Origin of the sequence: Floridaenema fluviatile BLCC-F154 (assembly GCF_041929135.1) — a bacterium.
GTDB lineage: Bacteria > Cyanobacteriota > Cyanobacteriia > Cyanobacteriales > Aerosakkonemataceae > Floridanema > Floridanema fluviatile.
The window spans coordinates 147,164-164,792 of the sequence record NZ_JBHFNS010000092.1 but is presented as its reverse complement, the minus strand read 5'-3'; the positions used below and the strand labels follow the sequence as shown (position 1 = coordinate 164,792).

Annotated in this window: 20 protein-coding genes; 6 read left to right on the top strand and 14 right to left on the bottom strand. The window is 40.3% G+C overall.

Annotated features, from left to right (window positions below):
* Positions 1-35 precede the first annotated feature (35 nt).
* The 5 genes from ACE1B6_RS26385 to ACE1B6_RS26365 form a co-directional block, all read right to left on the bottom strand.
* A complete protein-coding gene (locus ACE1B6_RS26385; protein WP_413260267.1) occupies positions 36-341 on the bottom strand; it encodes a TPR end-of-group domain-containing protein in 306 nt (101 codons plus the stop codon).
* Positions 342-497: 156 nt separating this feature from the next.
* Positions 498-719: a DUF4926 domain-containing protein gene (locus tag ACE1B6_RS26380; protein WP_459563107.1), complete on the bottom strand. Its 222-nt coding sequence runs from the start codon at positions 717-719 to the stop codon at positions 498-500.
* A gap of 99 nt (positions 720-818) precedes the next feature.
* Positions 819-1,811: a protein-methionine-sulfoxide reductase catalytic subunit MsrP gene (gene msrP / locus ACE1B6_RS26375; protein ID WP_413260265.1), complete on the bottom strand. Its 993-nt coding sequence runs from the start codon at positions 1,809-1,811 to the stop codon at positions 819-821.
* A 35-nt stretch (positions 1,812-1,846) separates the two neighbouring features.
* Positions 1,847-2,710: a tetratricopeptide repeat protein gene (locus tag ACE1B6_RS26370; RefSeq protein ID WP_413260264.1), complete on the bottom strand. Its 864-nt coding sequence runs from the start codon at positions 2,708-2,710 to the stop codon at positions 1,847-1,849.
* A gap of 150 nt (positions 2,711-2,860) precedes the next feature.
* A complete protein-coding gene (locus ACE1B6_RS26365; protein ID WP_413260263.1) occupies positions 2,861-3,403 on the bottom strand; it encodes a peptidoglycan-binding domain-containing protein in 543 nt (180 codons plus the stop codon).
* 293 nt (positions 3,404-3,696) lie between these two features.
* Between ACE1B6_RS26365 and ACE1B6_RS26360 the strand changes: the two genes are divergently transcribed.
* Entirely contained in the window at positions 3,697-4,191 is a 495-nt protein-coding gene (locus ACE1B6_RS26360; protein WP_413260262.1) for a pentapeptide repeat-containing protein, read from the top strand.
* On the opposite strand, the gene ACE1B6_RS26355 is transcribed toward ACE1B6_RS26360, so the two are convergent.
* Positions 4,163-5,053 carry an FkbM family methyltransferase gene (locus ACE1B6_RS26355; RefSeq protein WP_413260261.1) on the bottom strand — a complete coding sequence of 297 codons (891 nt, stop codon included), beginning with the start codon at positions 5,051-5,053 and terminating at the stop codon, positions 4,163-4,165. The genes ACE1B6_RS26360 and ACE1B6_RS26355 overlap by 29 nt on opposite strands.
* A gap of 77 nt (positions 5,054-5,130) precedes the next feature.
* Between ACE1B6_RS26355 and ACE1B6_RS26350 the strand changes: the two genes are divergently transcribed.
* On the top strand, positions 5,131-6,291 hold the full coding sequence (locus ACE1B6_RS26350) for a 5-(carboxyamino)imidazole ribonucleotide synthase (protein WP_459563106.1): 1,161 nt from the start codon (positions 5,131-5,133) through the stop codon (positions 6,289-6,291).
* Positions 6,292-6,437: 146 nt separating this feature from the next.
* On the opposite strand, the gene ACE1B6_RS26345 is transcribed toward ACE1B6_RS26350, so the two are convergent.
* Positions 6,438-6,593, bottom strand: coding sequence for a hypothetical protein (locus ACE1B6_RS26345; RefSeq protein WP_413260259.1), 156 nt, complete (start codon positions 6,591-6,593; stop codon positions 6,438-6,440).
* A 160-nt stretch (positions 6,594-6,753) separates the two neighbouring features.
* Positions 6,754-8,040: an AmpG family muropeptide MFS transporter gene (locus ACE1B6_RS26340; protein ID WP_413260258.1), complete on the bottom strand. Its 1,287-nt coding sequence runs from the start codon at positions 8,038-8,040 to the stop codon at positions 6,754-6,756.
* 385 nt (positions 8,041-8,425) lie between these two features.
* Between ACE1B6_RS26340 and ACE1B6_RS26335 the strand changes: the two genes are divergently transcribed.
* Complete coding sequence (locus ACE1B6_RS26335; protein WP_413260257.1) at positions 8,426-8,884, top strand: DUF29 domain-containing protein; 459 nt, start codon at positions 8,426-8,428, stop codon at positions 8,882-8,884.
* An 81-nt stretch (positions 8,885-8,965) separates the two neighbouring features.
* On the opposite strand, the gene lexA is transcribed toward ACE1B6_RS26335, so the two are convergent.
* The gene (gene lexA / locus ACE1B6_RS26330) at positions 8,966-9,580 is read right to left on the bottom strand and encodes a transcriptional repressor LexA (protein ID WP_413260256.1); all 615 of its coding nucleotides are present in this window, start codon (positions 9,578-9,580) and stop codon (positions 8,966-8,968) included.
* 227 nt (positions 9,581-9,807) lie between these two features.
* On the bottom strand, positions 9,808-10,728 hold the full coding sequence (gene argF, locus ACE1B6_RS26325; protein WP_413260381.1) for an ornithine carbamoyltransferase: 921 nt from the start codon (positions 10,726-10,728) through the stop codon (positions 9,808-9,810).
* Between the two features lie 258 nt (positions 10,729-10,986).
* On the opposite strand from argF, the gene ACE1B6_RS26320 reads away from it, so the two are divergent.
* Entirely contained in the window at positions 10,987-11,304 is a 318-nt protein-coding gene (locus ACE1B6_RS26320; RefSeq protein WP_413260255.1) for a hypothetical protein, read from the top strand.
* A gap of 76 nt (positions 11,305-11,380) precedes the next feature.
* Here the strand turns inward: ACE1B6_RS26320 and ACE1B6_RS26315 are convergent, their stop codons facing one another.
* Both ACE1B6_RS26315 and ACE1B6_RS26310 read right to left on the bottom strand, forming a co-directional pair.
* Complete coding sequence (locus tag ACE1B6_RS26315; RefSeq protein WP_413260254.1) at positions 11,381-11,794, bottom strand: hypothetical protein; 414 nt, start codon at positions 11,792-11,794, stop codon at positions 11,381-11,383.
* A 147-nt stretch (positions 11,795-11,941) separates the two neighbouring features.
* Positions 11,942-12,796, bottom strand: coding sequence for an FAD-binding domain-containing protein (locus tag ACE1B6_RS26310; protein WP_413260253.1), 855 nt, complete (start codon positions 12,794-12,796; stop codon positions 11,942-11,944).
* Positions 12,797-12,901: 105 nt separating this feature from the next.
* Between ACE1B6_RS26310 and ACE1B6_RS26305 the strand changes: the two genes are divergently transcribed.
* Positions 12,902-13,975 carry a WD40 repeat domain-containing protein gene (locus ACE1B6_RS26305; protein WP_413260252.1) on the top strand — a complete coding sequence of 358 codons (1,074 nt, stop codon included), beginning with the start codon at positions 12,902-12,904 and terminating at the stop codon, positions 13,973-13,975.
* Between the two features lie 49 nt (positions 13,976-14,024).
* Here ACE1B6_RS26305 and ACE1B6_RS26300 read toward each other — a convergent pair whose 3' ends face one another.
* Positions 14,025-14,726, bottom strand: coding sequence for a CAAD domain-containing protein (locus tag ACE1B6_RS26300; protein ID WP_413260251.1), 702 nt, complete (start codon positions 14,724-14,726; stop codon positions 14,025-14,027).
* A gap of 200 nt (positions 14,727-14,926) precedes the next feature.
* Between ACE1B6_RS26300 and ACE1B6_RS26295 the strand changes: the two genes are divergently transcribed.
* Complete coding sequence (locus ACE1B6_RS26295; RefSeq protein WP_413260380.1) at positions 14,927-16,102, top strand: cysteine desulfurase family protein; 1,176 nt, start codon at positions 14,927-14,929, stop codon at positions 16,100-16,102.
* On the opposite strand, the gene malQ is transcribed toward ACE1B6_RS26295, so the two are convergent.
* Positions 16,090-17,607, bottom strand: coding sequence for a 4-alpha-glucanotransferase (malQ, locus tag ACE1B6_RS26290; RefSeq protein ID WP_413260250.1), 1,518 nt, complete (start codon positions 17,605-17,607; stop codon positions 16,090-16,092). The genes ACE1B6_RS26295 and malQ overlap by 13 nt on opposite strands.
* Positions 17,608-17,629: the final 22 nt, after the last annotated feature.

Here is a 17,629-nt window from a genome sequence, read left to right as displayed (position 1 = left end):
GTTTATCTGCGTTCATCTGCGGTTAAAAATTTCTTCTATTCTTGCATCAAAGCTTGAAACCCTGCATCATTCCGAATGCTGTCAAAATTTGTGTCAGTTTTTGCCATTTTTTGGTATTCGTCAGTATTCAAATTAATTGCTTGTTCCAAGTTCTGAATTGCTAAATTGGCATTATTTTGTAAAGCATAACAACAAGCTTTACTATAAAAGGCTTTGTGGTCATCAGGTTTCAATTCTATGGCTTTATCATAAGAATCAATCGCCTCTTCCCATTTACCTAAATTAACCAACGCAACACCCCGATTGTGCCAAGCTTCGTGATCATCAGGTTTAAATTCCAAGTTTCTTTGTGCTCTTGGTAGAACTTGATAATTGCGTCAAACACAGATTTTATTCTATTTGGAATTAGGTAGCAACTGCACCTTTTCCCAATTCTAACCTCTGCTTTTAGAAGTATCCACCAAATTAGATGCGCCTTTGGGAAAAAGGTAACATCCTCAAGTTTGAACTAACATTTCTTCAGACAAACTTTGATAATGTAAAAGCATTAATTGACTAGCATTCAGAGTTTCTATAGCGTAAGCCCGACCGTTTAAATCACTAAATTCAACCTCAAAAACCCCTGGTTCATACACTTCCACAATTGTCCCTACCTGACCCCGATATAAACCTAATTCTGGTAAATCTTCTAGCAATGCTACCACATCCAATAACTTCATTTGTGAATTCATATTATTACTCCTAATTACAACTAAATCCCCCTTAATCAGAGGGACTTTGAATCCTGTTCCCCCCTTATTGAGGGGGGTTAGGGGGGATCAAACATACAAACTCCCCACATATTCCCCATAACCATTATAAGGAAGAGTTTCCTTTCTTTCCCAAGCAAAACCCGGCCCTTTCCCGACAAATTTCTCGGTCGCTTGTGACCAACGAGGATGAGGTTTTGTCGGATTTACATTCGCCTCAAAATCATATTCATTTGGCACTAAAGTATTCCAATAAGTAGCAGGTTGCTTGTCCAAAAATTCAACTTTTACAATTGATTTTGCGCCCTTAAACCCATACTTCCAAGGCAACACCGCCCGAATTGGCGCACCATGTTGATCGGGCAACAAATGACCGTAAACGCCAACAGCAAAAAACGCTAAATCATTCGCCATTTCTTCAATTCGTAAACCTTCTTGATAGGGCCAAGGTAACTTTTTACCCAAGGTTAAAAGCGGGCCATAAGTAACTTTTGGATCGTAATAAGAAGTAAATCGAACAAATTTTGCTTGGGATGTTGGTTCAACTGCGGCGATAATATCTCGCATGGGAAAACCAATCCAAGGAATTGCCATTGACCAAGCTTCTACGCAGCGAAAACGGTAAATCCTTTCTTGTAAATTGAACTTTTTCTGTAAATCATCTAAGTCATAAGTTTGGGGATTTTTCACTAATCCTGTTACTTCGACTTTCCAATTATCTGTAGGTATCGCTTGGGCGGCTTGCCAAATTGATTTACCGCTGCCAAACTCGTAGAAATTGTTGTATTGTCCGGCTAATTTTTCGTTGGTAATTGGTCGATCGACCTCCGCAAAAGCCGAATTCAATTTAACTCCCGTTAACTTGGGTTTATCCAGAGTTTTTTCTAACTCAACATTTTCTGCTGAAGAAGACTGCTGACAACCCACAATTGGCAAAATACTTGTACCTAAACCAGCACCTAACAGCGTTTTAAGAAAGCGTCGCCGATTATAAAAAGCGGCTTCTGGTGTAACTTCATTCTCAGGAATTTCCCAGGATTTTGGCACGCGAATAATCGGCATTTTCCATTAACTCCAATTGTTGAATTTTCTCAGTTTTATTGCAGTAAAGCTTCAAATTCTTGATAACCGCGAATTGAGTCAAAATAAGCATCAGTTCGAGCTAGTTGAAGATACTTTTCTGGGTAAAGATCGATCGCCCTCCCCAAACTCTCCACCGCTAACTCAACCTTTCTTAGTTTCGCACAACAACCAGCTTTATAGTACAAAGCACGATCGTCTTTCGGTTGCACTTCTAAAGCTTTATTGTAACTAGCGATCGCACTTTGAAATCTCCCCAAACAGCGTAACGCATCTCCTCGACGCAACCAAGTCCAAAAATCTTGGGGTTTACTTTTTAGGGCTTTATTAAAACTAGCGATCGCCTCCTTATCCCGCCCCAAATGTCGTAAACAATCACCCCGCCAATACAAACACCAATAATCATTTTCCCGAATCTTCATCGCTCGATCGTAAGATGCGATCGCCTCATCAAACTGATGCAACTCCCGCAAAACATGACCGCGATTATAAAAAGCCCAATAATCATTTGGCTTCAATTCTAAAGCTTGGTTATAAGAATCAAGCGCCTCTGCAAAACGTTCCATTTTGCGTAAAGCATGACCCCGCCAATACCAAACCCAGTAATCTTTGGCATACAAATTCAACGATTCATTGTAAGATGCGATCGCTTCTTCATAGCGCCCTAAATCATCTAAAGCATTACCTCGTTGATACCATGCTCGATAATCTTTCGGTTGGCGCTCGATCGCCTTTTCATAACTAGCAACTGCATCGTAATATCTGCCCATAATTCGCAACTTATTACCTCGCCTATACCATGAGCGATAGTCATCTGGCCTACATTCTAAAGCTTTATTATGACTACCAATCACCTCATCAAATGTACTTACGCGAATCATAATAAACACTAAAGCAAGCCGGACACTCTTACTTGAGTATACGAAATTTTTCCCTAATATAATCAATAAAAATTGAAAAGCCAGAAGTCGGCATTCCGCCGACTCCCAACTTATTCGCAACATCTAGGACTTAATTGCTAAATTCCGTTACTAAAATTGATTAGTCCTACCCACATTTCCACTATTAAGCATTGCATCCCAAGTTTGTCGCCCAACAATACCATCGATCGACAAATTTTGTGATTGTTGAAACTCTCTTACCGCAGCTTGTGTGCGAGATCCATAAATACCATCAACGGCATAATCATAATATCCCCGTTGACTCAAGAAAGATTGCAAATCTCTTACAGCTTGACCTTGACTACCTACCGTCAAAAGAGGAGCTTGATTAGGCGAATATTGACCAATAGGAGATGTGGTAGTTGTAGGGGATGTAGTGGTTGTTGAAGGCGTTGAAGGTGTTGAAGGTGTGATATTTTGTGATGGTTCAACAGTAGATGGAGAAAGCGGTGCAGCAGGTGTTGGATTATTTGGATATGGCTGAGTCATTCGATTTTGATCCATCTGATTCATGCGATTTGAATCAGTAGTTTGCGCCTTCGCTTCCAGTCCACCAAACAATAGTCCAGCCGCAGAAATAGCAGATACTACACCAATGGAAAAAAGATTAGATTTAAAGAGTTTAGTAGCCATGAATTAGTTACTCCTTACTTAGCGATCGTGAATTTCTTTTCTTATGTTTCCAGGTTAGGCAATTCTAAAAAGCAGATCGTAACGCCGAAGTTAGAGATTATTATTTCTCTTGATGTTACCTGAGAAAGAAGTACAAAAATTTTCAGCAATAAGATAGATGAGCGACGAATTATTCAGCCAAAAAAATTAGCTTTTCAATTAGCCAAACCAAAATAAATCTGGTTTAAAAATGAAGCTTAAATACTGTATTCTATAAAAGTGAACAAAAACCTCGGTGATTAAACTGTTTTTTTATGATTTTCCGACAATTGGTAACATTTCTCCTGGCGTTAACTCTCTATTTCTCGGCTTTACCAGCCCAAGCAGCAACAAAATACGCCCCTCCTTTATCATTTAGTAATGCTCAACTTTTTGGGCGAGATTTTTCTGGGCAAACATTATCCGCAGCCGAATTTTCCAACGCCAATCTCAACCAAACCAACTTTGCTAATGCTGACTTACGTGGCGCAGTGATGAGTGCGTCAGTAATCACCAAAGCGAACTTACACGCCGCCGATTTAACTTATGCAATGCTCGATCAAGCTAATCTTACTGATGCTGATTTAAGCGATGCTGTCTTAGTCGAATCGATTTTGTTAGGTTCCACTTTTCAAAATACTAATATCGCTGGTGCAGACTTCACAGATGCGCTGTTAGATGGCGGACAAATTAGAGAACTTTGCCAAGTAGCGACGGGGGTAAATTCTCAAACTGGAGTTTCTACTCGTGAGTCTTTAGGTTGTCGTTGAACCTGGCTGATTGGATTTTTAAACGATCGAATTTACTCGCCGGAACTGCTACAGAATTTGCCGGATAATTACCAGCAAAATTCACTTCTAAGTGAGGTGATGTTGGTCTAACAATCTGATATCCCAAACTAGCGAGAAATTCGTAAATATCTCGAATTTTATGCTGTTTCTCTGGATAAAATAACTCAATTGTTTCAAAATAAATTAGCGGACGGAACTTTTCCAAAGTTGCCTTTCCACCCAAAAGCACATCGTATTCCATCCCTTCCACATCAATTTTAATTACATCGATTCTGTTAAGATTTTCCTGTAATACCCACTCATCTAAAGAGACGATTTCTACCGGAATACCATAACTAATATGCAGCGAACCGTTACCTCTGTAATTCTCGTCTTCATGGTAAAAAAGTTGACTTTTAGTTAATCCTAAACCCAAAGGTATTACTTTAACTCGTTCTTTTAATTCTTCATTTGCCTCGATATTTGTTTGCAAACGATCGCGAATCGCCGCCCCAGGTTCAAAAGCATAAATTTTCCCATCACCAATTAAACTCGCAGCTACTAAAGTTAAAGCGCCACAATTAGCACCAACATCCAAAAAAACATCACCCGGACGGATAACTTTACGTAAAAACCTAGTTGTCACTATGTCATAAATACCACCAAGCCAAACAGAAGATTCGATCGGATAAGTAGTATCAACATAAAAATTATAAAGACCGCAATAATTTTTTACCAAATAATGCTGACCTTTCGGTAAAATAGTGGCAAATTTTCCCGCACCTCTGCCCGTTAGTCGCGAAATTAACCTGACAATCAAGCGGTAAATATTACTAACTATAAACAACCAAATTTGTTTCATAATGGTGATTAGGTGTTGGGTGATGGAATTACCAATGACCGATAATTAGCGATCGAGAAAAATCAGCAATGAACAGCATTAAACGGGTTGGCGTAATTGGTGGGGGACAATTAGCTTGGATGATGGGAGATGCCGCCAAAGCATTAGATATTGAACTAATAGTGCAAACTCCCCAAGCAACAGACCCAGCTGCCGCCATAGCATCAGAAACTATTTTGGCACCAATTGACGACGCAGCTGCCACAGCATTATTAGCAGAAAAATGTGATGTAATTACCTTCGAGAATGAGTTTATCAACCTCGAAGCTTTGATGCCCCTACAAGCAAAAGGTATCTGCTTTCGTCCTAGATTAGAAGTTTTAGCACCTTTACTCGATAAATACCACCAACGTTGTTATCTCAGAGATATTGGATTGCCAGTTCCTCAGTTTGTAGCACCAGAAAGGAATGAGGGACTGGGGACTGGTGATTGGGGATTGGGAGAGGATTTTTCACCGGGATTTCCGGTGGTTTTGAAAGTAAGAAGACATGGGTATGATGGTCAGGGAACATTCATTTTAAAAGATCGACAATCCTTAGAAGCGACCTTAGAAAAAATCGGAGAAACTCCGGTTTTATTGGAAGAATTTGTTCCCTTTAGTAAAGAATTAGCTGTGATTGCTGCCCGTTCTGTTGATGGAGAAATTGTTACTTATCCAGTTGTCGAAACGCAACAAGAAGATCAAGTTTGTCGGCGAGTTTTAGTACCAGCAGATATCGATCCCGGAGTACAATTACAGGTAGAATCGATCGCACACACCCTACTAGAAAGTCTACAAGCGATCGGTCTATTCGGCATCGAACTATTCCTCACCACCAACGGCAAAATATTAGTTAACGAAATCGCCCCCAGAACACACAACTCCGGGCACTTCACCATCGATGCCAGCTACACATCCCAATTTGAAATGCACCTGAGAAGCGTCAGCGGTTTACCATTAGGCAATCCCGCCCTAAAATGCGACGCAGCAGTAATGGTCAACCTTTTGGGATACGAACATTCCCACAGCGACTACCAAGAAAAACGCCAAAAAATCGCCCAAATCCCCAACTGCCACCTCCTCTGGTACGGAAAAACCGAATCCCGCCCCGGCAGAAAACTCGGTCACGTCACCATCCTGTTAAATCACACCCCTGAATCAACCTCCACCACCCAACAACTCCAACAACTCGCCGAACAAGTAGAATCCATCTGGTAAGCTGTTACGCATTTAAATCACTTATTAACGAGTAGGGTGCGTCAGACGGTAAAGCCTATGTAGAAAGGAAAATATCTAAATCTGACGCACCCTACAATATGACTTTTAAATGCGTAACAGCTTACAACAATTAAATTCTTCAATCCTCAAGCCTGTTCCCCACCAGGAGAAATAACCTCTTCAACTGGCGCGGGTGCTGCCATGTCTGCGGGTAAAAAGATGCGCGAACTCACAGCTACTAAAGCTACTAAAAACACTAACAAAATTAAAAAAGGAGCAATGTACTGACGAAAGATAGCCATAATTTAGAATTGTTTGGTTTCTGCAAAAAGATAGTTTTCTGAGAAGTTTCCCAATCTTTATTTTACACTTAATTGTAGGGTGCGTCAGACCAGAAAATTCGATCGACACAATCAAAGTTTGAGTATCTGACGCACCCTACTAATTAACTCAATTATCAGTTCAGAGATCCAAATTTTCGCTTTCATCTAATCCAGGTCTAGGCATTGGTTGAGGTCGAGGATTCCAAGGTGCGACTATTGGTAACAGCAATAATCCGGGTATAGCAGCGAAAATACTAATTAAGAAAAATACAGGCCAACCTGTTCTTACTGCTAAAAACCCCGAAGGTGCAACCAAAAGATCTCGACTAACAGCCATAAAACTAGTAAGCAAAGCATATTGCGTCGCCGAAAAACGTTGGTTACAAAGGCTCATTAAAAAAGCCACAAAACCTGCTGCCGCAAGTCCTCCACAAAAGTTTTCTACGTTAATACTCAACACTAAAAGCGGGTAATTTTTTCCAGCTTGGGCGAGAGCAAAATAACCGATATTACTTAAAGCTTGGAGGAAACCAAATATCCACAAAGAGCGATTAATCCCGATTTTACTGAGAATTGCTCCTCCGGTTAATGTTCCCACAATAGTAGCAATTAAACCCATTCCGCCACGAATTGCACCTATTTCTTTTTGGGCGAAACCAATTTTGATTAAAAAAGGAGTGGAAAGACTGCTCAGAAATGCGTCACCAAGACTATAAAGGATGATAAATAGCAAAATTACAAGACCTAAAAGTAAGCCGTGTCGGTAGAAATAATCTCCGAAAGGTAAAACAACTGCTTCCCTTAAAGTTTCGGGTCGATTTTCGTCTTCTGGTGGCTCTGGAGCGAAGAATGAGGCGATTACACCGATGAGCATGAGGAGGGACATGAACAGAAAAACTGAAGGCCAGGGGATGCTGTCGGCGAGAATAAAAGCGATCGAACCTGTAGCTAAAAGCGCCAGACGATAACCTAAAACAAAAACAGCTGCACCTGCACCCATTTCCAGTTTTTCTAAAACGTCGGTGCGGTAAGCATCAGCAGCGATATCTTGAGTAGCGCCAAAAAAGGCAATTAAGACAGCATTAATGGCGAGAAGTTGTAAAGCTTGACCGGGTTTTTGGAAGTAGAGAGCAGCGATCGCTAAAATTAAAGCTACTTGAGTAATCAGCAACCAACCACGTCTTCGCCCCAAAAATGGCGGGATATAGCGATCGAGAATAGGCGACCACAAAAACTTCAGAGAATAAGGTAAATTTACCAAAGCAAACAACCCAATTGCGCCTAAATTAACTTTTTCTACAGTCATCCAAGCTTGTAAGTTGCTTCTCGGTAACAAAAAAGGCAACCCGGAAGAAAATCCCAATAACAAAAGAGCCGCCATTTTGCGACTCTGGAAAACTTTGAGAAAAGACGAAACTGATTTCACAATTAACTAAGTAACTCCTCTAAACTTTGAGCTATCTTCGCACAAAAAGGAACTGGGTAGGTAATTAGGATGATGCACAACAGTTCTTTAGCATATCCCGATAACTTGGGATAGGTAAAAAATTTAACCCTGTATAAGCTGTTACGCATTTAAATCACTTATTAACGAGTAGGGTGCGTCAGACGGTAAAGCCTATGTAGAAAGGAAAATATCTAAATCTGACGCACCCTACAATATGACTTTTAAATGCGTAACAGCTTATCCCAGGTTATTGGGATAAAATCAGGTACGAGTGAGAGAGAAGATTAAGTCAAATTAAAAGGGAAAAAGAAAAAATTGAATCCCACAGAGAAAGGCATCTTAATTAGTAGAACAAGGAGGCTCCATGAGCGTTATCGATTTAAAAACTCTTTACGAAACAGATGATTATCTCTGGTTAGAGTCAACCATAGAATTACTAAAAAATAAGCAATTTAAGGCTTTAGATTTAGAGAATTTAATTGAGGAGTTAGAAGATTTGGGTAGTGAGAAAAAACACGCCGTAGTTAGTTTTTTGAATCAGTTGCTCAGGCATTTGCTACTACTGCAATATTGGACAAGCGAATCCGAAAATAATTCCGTTCATTGGCAGGAAGAGATTTATAATTTCCGCTCTGAATTGAATGAAAGATTGACGACTACGCTTCGTAATTACCTAGAAAAAGAGTTAGAACGGATCTATCAGAAAGCACTTAAAGCTGTAAAGATAAAAACTCAAAACTCTGTCGAGTTCCCCTCAGAATGCCCTTATACAATTGATGAGCTACTCGATGAAAACTGGCTACCAGGAAAGGAAACGAAATGAGCTTAAAAACTCTTAAAGAAGGGGAGAAAAGGGGCAAGGGGAGAATTTTTACAATTTCTGCCCCTGGTGCCCCTGGTGCCCCTAATAGTTGCGCCAAACGCCGAATAATGTTCCTTGGAGTTGAACTTCTTCTGCTGGTGCTTCGATGGGTTGATATTTGACATTTGCGGGTTTGAGGATGACACGATCGCTTCTGCGATAAAAGCGTTTTAAAGTTGTACCATGTCCTTCCACTCTCGCTGCAACAATGGTGCCATTCTTCACTTTGTCAGGTTCAGCAACGGGGTACATGATTACTAAATCTCCGTCAGTAATATGATCGTCAATCATGCTGTCGCCGATTACTCTTAAAGCGAATGTTTTTGGCGGTAATGTGTTGGCAAGGTCGAGTTTTTCCACGCTGTCGGTGTAAGGTTCTACTAATCCACCTGCGGCGATCGCGCCTAAAATTGGTACGCTACTAGTAGGTTCGGTTTCTGTTGGCGATCGTAAAATTCTGTAAGTTCGAGCTTTGCCATCTGTCCAGGTAATATATCCTTTCTCTCGCAAATGATCTAAGCGACTTTGCACAGGTGCAGGGGATTTTAAATTCATCGCTCGCATCATTTGCCTAATTGACGGGGCATAATGATGCTGATTGATGTATTCCACTAGCCAGTCGTAAAGTTCTTGTTGCGCTTCTGTGAGGGTTTCCATAGTAGAATTCCGGGTAAGTGTTCTAAAAAGTTTTTGAGCAGTTGTGAGCGATCGATTCATCACTCAAAAATTTACCTTCTAGAACATTCGTACTATTAAAAACCCCTTTTTGTCCAGTATTTGATCGAAAAGATTAGGAAATGGTGCGTTAGTTGTAGGGTGCGTCAGAGGCGAAAAATTCTTGTGATTCACCAGGCATTGTGGTATCTGACGCACCCTACGGGAGATTAATCAGCGCCGAGTAGACTAGCTAATAAAGCTTTTTGAGCGTGCATTCGATTTTCAGCTTGATCCCAAATTCTTGACTGAGAACCTTCCATCACTGCATCTGTAATTTCTTCGCCACGATGAGCAGGTAAACAATGTAAAACAATCGCATTTTTATCAGCCACACTCAAGAGTTCTTCATTTACCTGATAAGGTTGAAAAATGGGAATTCTGTTATCAGCTTCCGCTTCTTGACCCATGCTAGCCCAAACATCTGTGTAAATCACGTTTGCACCTTTAGTAGCAGCAATGGGATCTGTGGTAATTGTAACTTCAGTGCGATCGCCTGCAATTGCCTTCGCTTTTTCTACTATATTAGAGTCTGGTTGGTAATCTGTTGGCGAAGCAATTCTCACATTCATTCCCGTCATCGCACAACCTAACATTAGGGAATTAGCCATATTATTCCCATCTCCAAGATAAGTCAAAGTTAAACCTTCGAGCTTAGCAAAACATTCTTGGGCGGTTAATAAATCTGCCAAAACTTGACAAGGATGTTCCAGGTCAGTTAAAGCATTAATTACCGGAATTTTCGCATAATCAGCAAAAGCTTGTAAATCCTTTTGTTCAAAAGTTCTAATTGCTAAGATATCCAAATATCGATCCAAAACTCTCGCCGTATCTTGCAATGGTTCGCCACGACTAACTTGAGTAACATTAGGATTAAGATCGATTACTTGTCCTCCTAGTTGGTACATCGCTACTGTAAAACTTACCCTAGTTCTAGTGGAAGCTTTGGAAAAGAGTAACCCCAAGACTTTATTACAGCGAATATTTACCTTTTTAGCTTTCATTTGTGTAGCGAGATCCAAAAGTTGTAGTAGTTCTTCTGGGCTAAGGTCTGCTAAGCTTAATAAATCTCTTCCTTTGAGTGTTTCCATGCTTTTTCCTAAAATTGTGGTGAAATGCGATCGATCTCCTGAGATTTTGTCCCAAAAAATCAGCATTTTAAAAAGTTAACAGATATTTTCCCTTAAGCCTAGCCACAACTTTGGTATTTTCTGACATTAAGTACGTTGTTGTGCTTCAGCGATCTTTTGCTCTTGATAAGAAGGGCGCTGAAGCGCAACAACGTACATGAGCTTAATCTGATTTATAATAACAAATAAACATTAATTGTTTATTGAGCTTAACAAAAAATGACTCAGCTATCTGAAAATCAAACTCCGCGTCGAGGAAGAGTATTTCCCGAACGTCAATTATCCCCCGAAGAAAAAGCCAAACGACGCGCCGAGAGTGAGGTATTTGCTCAACGCTGTCGCGTAATTTTTGAAAGAGTAAAACCAGAACTAATTAAGGATCATTACGATTGGTTTATTGTGATTGAGCCAGAGAGTGGAGACTATTTTATAGACGCAGATGAAATGGTTGCACTACAAAAAACTCGTGAAAAGTATCCTCATACCAAGACTCTGGTTATGCGTCTAAATGAAACAGGAACCTGTGGCAGAATATGATTTCAGGCGAATTTAATAGTAAGGGAGAGTTAATTTTTGAAATAGGTTTATCGCTCCAAAATATTCCATTCAACTTTCATTTAAACACATATTTTTGGGCGACTTTCCAATAGCGGGAAAACCGTTTTAAATCAATGTAACCGTCATAATCTAAAAAAGGATCGATCGCCACCACCAACAAACTCAAATCTTGCTCAATTTCCCCACAAATCTCTTTAAATCTCGGACTAGGACTTTCCGCAGTCACCACAGTATCAGCATAATGTTCTTTGGCAAAAGCTAACACCTCATTTGCCACATTACCGCGACGAATCACCACAGGTAACTCTAACAAACATTCATAAATAAAAGTAATTCGCTTCAAACTAATTTGCCATTCTTCAAGTAAATCCTCATCCCAAATCCAAATAGCTGGTGCATCAGGAAATTGTAGTAAAGCGGGATTTTTCGGACTCAAACAATCATCATGTATCCAAATAATTTTAGTCATCTCTCAACCATAATTAATCTAAAACATCTGCGTTCATCTGCATTCATCTGCGTACTAAAAAATAGCCCCGGCAAAAACAGATAACATAGATATACCATCTGTGTTAATCTGTGTTCATCTGTGGACATCTGTGGTAAAAAAACACTTTCAACCCCGGCGTTTTCCCTTTTGCCAACTTTGACTCCCGCTGCGATTTTCCAAAGGTGCAGCTTGAGGAAACAAACGCTTTTCCAACTCCTCATAACTTCCCTCAAAATCGCATTTGCCATACAAAGGACATTGACGACAATAAACACCTTCGGTGTAGCGTTCTAAATTTTCCCGATTAAAAAAGTATGGCTTATGACTAAAAGTACTAGCAATCCATTGCCAAGAAAGATTATTACTAGCAGGATCTCCATCTAATAAATGTGATAAAAACCACTTTGCGCCAACTTGCCAGCGAATGCGTCGCCAATGGACAATATAAGCTGCTAACCACATTCTGGCGTGATTGTGTAAATAGCCAGTCGATCGCAAATCCCAACTAAAATTATCGATACAAACTAAACCTGTACTTCCCGAAATAATATCTTTTGAAAGAGTATCTGCATAATCTTCTACACTATAACCAGTTTTGTAAGGTTCTCGATCGTGCCAAATTTTCTCTCCCAATTCAGCGTATAATCTTTGCCAATAGTCTCGCCAACCCAACTCAGTAATTAATTTGGTAGCATCATCTTGATTTTGCGCTTTCCCTAAAACAGTATCACGCACTTCTGCTAAACTAAGTACGCCATAACGAATATAAGGTGAAAGCTTGGTGACAGCACCAGTTAGGAAATTGCGCGATTTAGCGTAACTTACTGGCTCAATTTTGTCTAGGATTTTCTGGGCTGCTTTCCTTCCACCCAATGTTTCGCTAATATATTCATCTTGTGCTGCTGCTTCGGGAAATTGCTCTTTGAGGTAAGCAACTAATCGATCGCGGTTAGTAAATTCCCGTTGCATATCTTTAGTCATTTTGCATCTGTTTGGCGCTTTTTCCACTGTTTTTAGGGTAACAGATATCTGAGCGAACCACAAAATTTACTAAACTGCTTTTGTTTGTCTTTTAGGAGTGAAAATATGCGTTTCCTTCCCCAAATTTCCTTAACAATGAGTTTCCGCAAGCAGCAAAATTGGTCTTTATTTAGTGTCTTTTTACTAATCTTGACAGTAGTGCCAATCAAAATCTATCCTCAGATAGAAGCGACAGAATTGACTGCGATTGCTAATACTGTAATTGCTCAAGAAACTGCGTCTAGAGATTTTACGTTAGCAAAAACGATTTCTCAGCATTCCGGCGGAGTTAAGAGTATTGCTATTACTCCTGATGGTCAAACTTTAGTTACTGGGAGTAGCGATAAAACAATTAAAGTTTGGAATTTGCCAGCTGGTGAATTACAAAGAACTCTTTCGGGACATACAGCGCCAGTTTTATCAGTAGCTATTAGTAAAGATGGGAAAAGTTTGGTGAGTGGAAGTAGCGATCGCACCATCAAAATCTGGGATTTAAAAACCGGAAAATTGCAAAGAACAATTTCCGGTCATGCTGGCGGAATTTATTCAGTAGCTATTAGTCCCGATGGCAGAACTTTAGTTAGTGGAAGTGGCGATGGTACAATTAGAATTTGGAATGCCAGAACGGGAAATTTACAGCGAACTTTGCGTCCTAATGCGGGGATGATTTTATCAGTTGCGATTAGTCCTGATGGCAAAACGATCGCCAGTGGTAATCAAGATTTAACCGTAAAACTTTGGGATATTAGCAACGGAAAACAACTGCGAAATCTCACCGGACACAGTAATTATGCAGTTTGGTCAGTTGCTTTTAGTCCCGATGGTAAAACATTAGCGAGTAGTTCTCACGACGGCGCAATTAAAATTTGGAATACCGAAAATGGAAAATTACTCAACACTTTTAAAGATGAAAGTCCAGTTTTTTCCGTAACTTTTAATCCCGATGGTAAAACTCTCGCTAGCGGCGATCGATCTAGTCAAATCAAAATTTGGGATCTCAGCAATGGCAATGTTTTACAAAGTCTCGCCGGACACGCCGATAAAGTCGAATCAGTAGCTTTTAGTCCCGATGGCAAAACACTAGTAACAGGTGGTAGTGGCGCTAAAGATACTAGCATTAGAATTTGGCGTTTACAGTAGTAAAACCGATTGTAGAGACGTTTCAAGAAACGTCTCTACTACTAAAAATCTACGGCTTTTTATTACCAAAAACCTGGGCTTTATAATCATCAATTATTTGCCAGAGTTCTTGGCGGCTACCAGCATTTAGTAAGTAGCGGTAAACAAACCAACCGGAGTAGATAATACCAATTAGCTGGAAGAAAGGTTCAAAGAAGGGAATTTCGTTGAAAGTATCGAGTACGCCTGAGAGTAATTTTAAGCCAATTATAATGGCGATAATCCCAGCAACAACTGTTAAAGGTCGTTGATAATCTCTGTAGAAATTGCCCACAGAATCAGGTAAGCGATCGAGTAATTCCGCAAATTGTTTACCGATTTGTTGCAATTGATTTTGGGCGTTAGCTGTAAAATCCTCTGCTACAGGTTCTTCGGATATTTCAAATTCTAATGGTTTTGGGGTTTCCGCTGGGGGTGCGGGTGGTGTGGGCGGTGTGGGTGGTTTAGGAGTTTGCATTGTTGGTTGTGGTGTAGGAGGTGTAGGGGGTGTAGGGGTTGTAGGAGGTGTAGGGGGTGTCATTTCTGCTTTGACACTTAAATCTTCCGCAGGTTTAGGCGGGGGTGGAGATGCGACTTCTGTTTTTACCTCTGCATCTTCCGGTGGTGGGGGTGCGACTTTCTCCTCTTTTTTCTTAATCTGTTCTGGTTCTGGAGGAGTTGGATTGGTGGGCTTTTCAGCTTTGTCAGCAGGTTTTTCAAATTTTGGTTCCATGTTGATTTTTGGATAACGACAATTGAAACGAATGCTTAGGAACAAGACTATCAGGATTAAGCGATCGCACTAAAGGACTTAGACATAATTGATAAGATTATTTTAGTTTTTAATAATGGTGTAACTGTCGCTAGCTTGATTGTACATCCCTCCAGAGCTACATTAATCATTTATATAGTGCTTTTTCTCACAAATACATGATGTCCCAACGTCCCATCTATCTCGATAACCACGCCACTACGCCCCTAGATGAACGGGTGTTAACGGCGATGCTTCCTTACTTCCGAGAACATTTTGGTAATGCTGCGAGTATCAACCATCTTTACGGTTGGGAAGCGGAAGCCGCTGTAAAGCAATCTCGGCAAATTTTAGCAGAGGCGATTCACGCCACACCAGAAGAAATTGTCTTCACTAGTGGGGCGACGGAAGCTAACAATTTGGCGATTAAAGGAGTAGCCGAAGCTTATTTTAAGAAAGGGCGACATATTATTACTGTACAAACTGAACATAATGCCGTTCTCGATCCTTGCGAATATTTAGAATCTTTGGGCTTTGAAGTAACTTTTCTCCCAGTAGAAAAGGAGGGATTAATTGATTTAATCGAGTTGGAAAAAGCCATTCGTCCTGAGACAATTTTAGTTTCAGTAATGGCGGCGAATAATGAAATTGGAGTTTTGCAACCTTTAGCAGAAATTGGGGCGATTTGTCGATCGCACGAAGTCCTTTTTCACACTGATGCAGCCCAAGCGATCGGCAAAATTTCCTTAGATGTAGAAGCAATGCAAATTGATTTAATGTCCTTAACAGCGCATAAAATTTATGGGCCAAAAGGAATCGGCGCTTTGTATGTCAGAAGACGCAATCCCAGAGTAAAATTATCACCTCAAACTCATGGCGGTGGACATGAAAGGGGAATGCGATCGGGAACATTATACACCCCCCAAATAGTTGGTTTTGCCAAAGCAGTAGAATTAGCGATTCCCGAAATGGATTCCGAAGCCAAACGACTGACGAAATTGCGCCAAGATTTGTGGTCAAAAATCTCTCAACTAGATGATGTAATATTAAACGGTCATCCAATTCAAAGATTACCCGGAAACTTAAATGTCAGCGTTAAAAATGTCGATGGTGCAGCACTTTTGTTAGGATTACAACCAGTAATGGCTGTATCTTCTGGCGCTGCTTGCACTTCCACAAAAACGGCACCTTCTCATGTTTTAATCGCCTTGGAACACGACCGAGACTTAGCTTTGGCTTCAGTTCGCTTCGGAATTGGGCGCTTTAACAATCAGGAGGAAATTAACACAGTTGCCGAACATTTCTGCAAAACTATTTCCTCACTGCGAACCATTAATACTGCAACTCAACGGTTGTAAACTTGGTTCATTTTTAAAAGTTTATCGCTCAATTCTTGACTCAACAAATCGGAATCAGTGAACCGCCAACGCCAATTTCCCGCATTCACACTAGGGTCATTCATCCGGGCGCGATTATCCAATCCTAAAGCATCTTGCAAAGCAATTATTGCTAAATTAGCCACGGAAGATAACGCCATACGAATGAAAACCCAATTGATTTGGTTGATTTCTTGGGGTTGGGAATAACCCAAATATTCGGCGATCGATCGCTTTTCTTTCTCACTCGCTTTTTCCCACCAACCAATAATAGTATCATTGTCGTGAGTTCCCGGATAAACCACACAATTAGGAATGTAATTATGGGGTAAATAAGGATTTTTGCTATCGTCGCCAAACGCAAACATTAAAATTCGCATTCCGGGAAAGTTAAAGCGATCGCGCAACTCCTCAACTTCCGGGGTAATAATTCCCAAATCTTCCGCTAAAACCGGGAGATTTCCTAAACCTTCACCCAACTTTCTAAAAAAGTCTTCCCCAGGCGCTTTAATCCATTCCCCTTTCATTCCCGTAGTTTCCCCAGCAGGTATCCGCCAAAAAGCTTCAAAACCGCGGAAATGATCGATTCTCACAATATCTACATATTGCAAAGTCGCTTTAAATCTGTCAATCCACCAAGCATAATTTGTGGTTTGTAAATGTTCCCAATTATAAACCGGATTCCCCCACAATTGCCCAGTTTCGCTAAAATAATCTGGCGGAACACCAGCCATCCAAGCCGCTTCTAAAGTTTCAGGATCGAGGGCAAAATTTTCTTGACTCGCCCAAACATCGGCGCTATTATGACAAACATAAATAGAAACATCGCCAATTATTTGAATGTTTTTTTCATTGGCATAATTCCGTAAAGCTTTCCATTGTTCAAAAAACTTAAATTGTAAGAATTGATGATACAAAATTAAGTCTTTTAAAACTTCCCTTTGTTCTTTAATTGCTTGTGGTTCTCTTCTGGCAATTGCTTTGTTCCAATAATTCCAAGCTTGTCCATTATGCACTTCTAAAAGCGACATAAATAACACATAATCATCTAACCACCAAGCTTGTTCCTGACAAAACTTTTCCAAGTCAGGATTCGATCGATCTTTTATAGTTAAGCGAAACCGTTCAAAAGCTAACTTTAAATACTCATATTTATGGGGAATTACTGCATCAAAATCAACCCGATTATAAGCACTTTCTCCACTCGTTTCTAGTGGCTTTAATTCCTCTGATTTTAGCAAACCTTCATCGACTAACTTTTCTAAACTAATCATTAACGGATTGCCAGCAAAAGCACTATAATTCATCGTATAAGGCGAGTGTTCGTATCCCGTTGGCCCTAACGGTAACACCTGCCAAAATTTTTGACCGCTTTTGACTAAAAAATCGACAAAATTATAAGCTGCTTGTCCTAAATCACCGATGCCAAATTCGCTAGGTAAACAAGTAGGATGTAGTAAAATACCACTAGAACGTTGCAAAGTCATATTCTCCAATAAGTTAAGACAA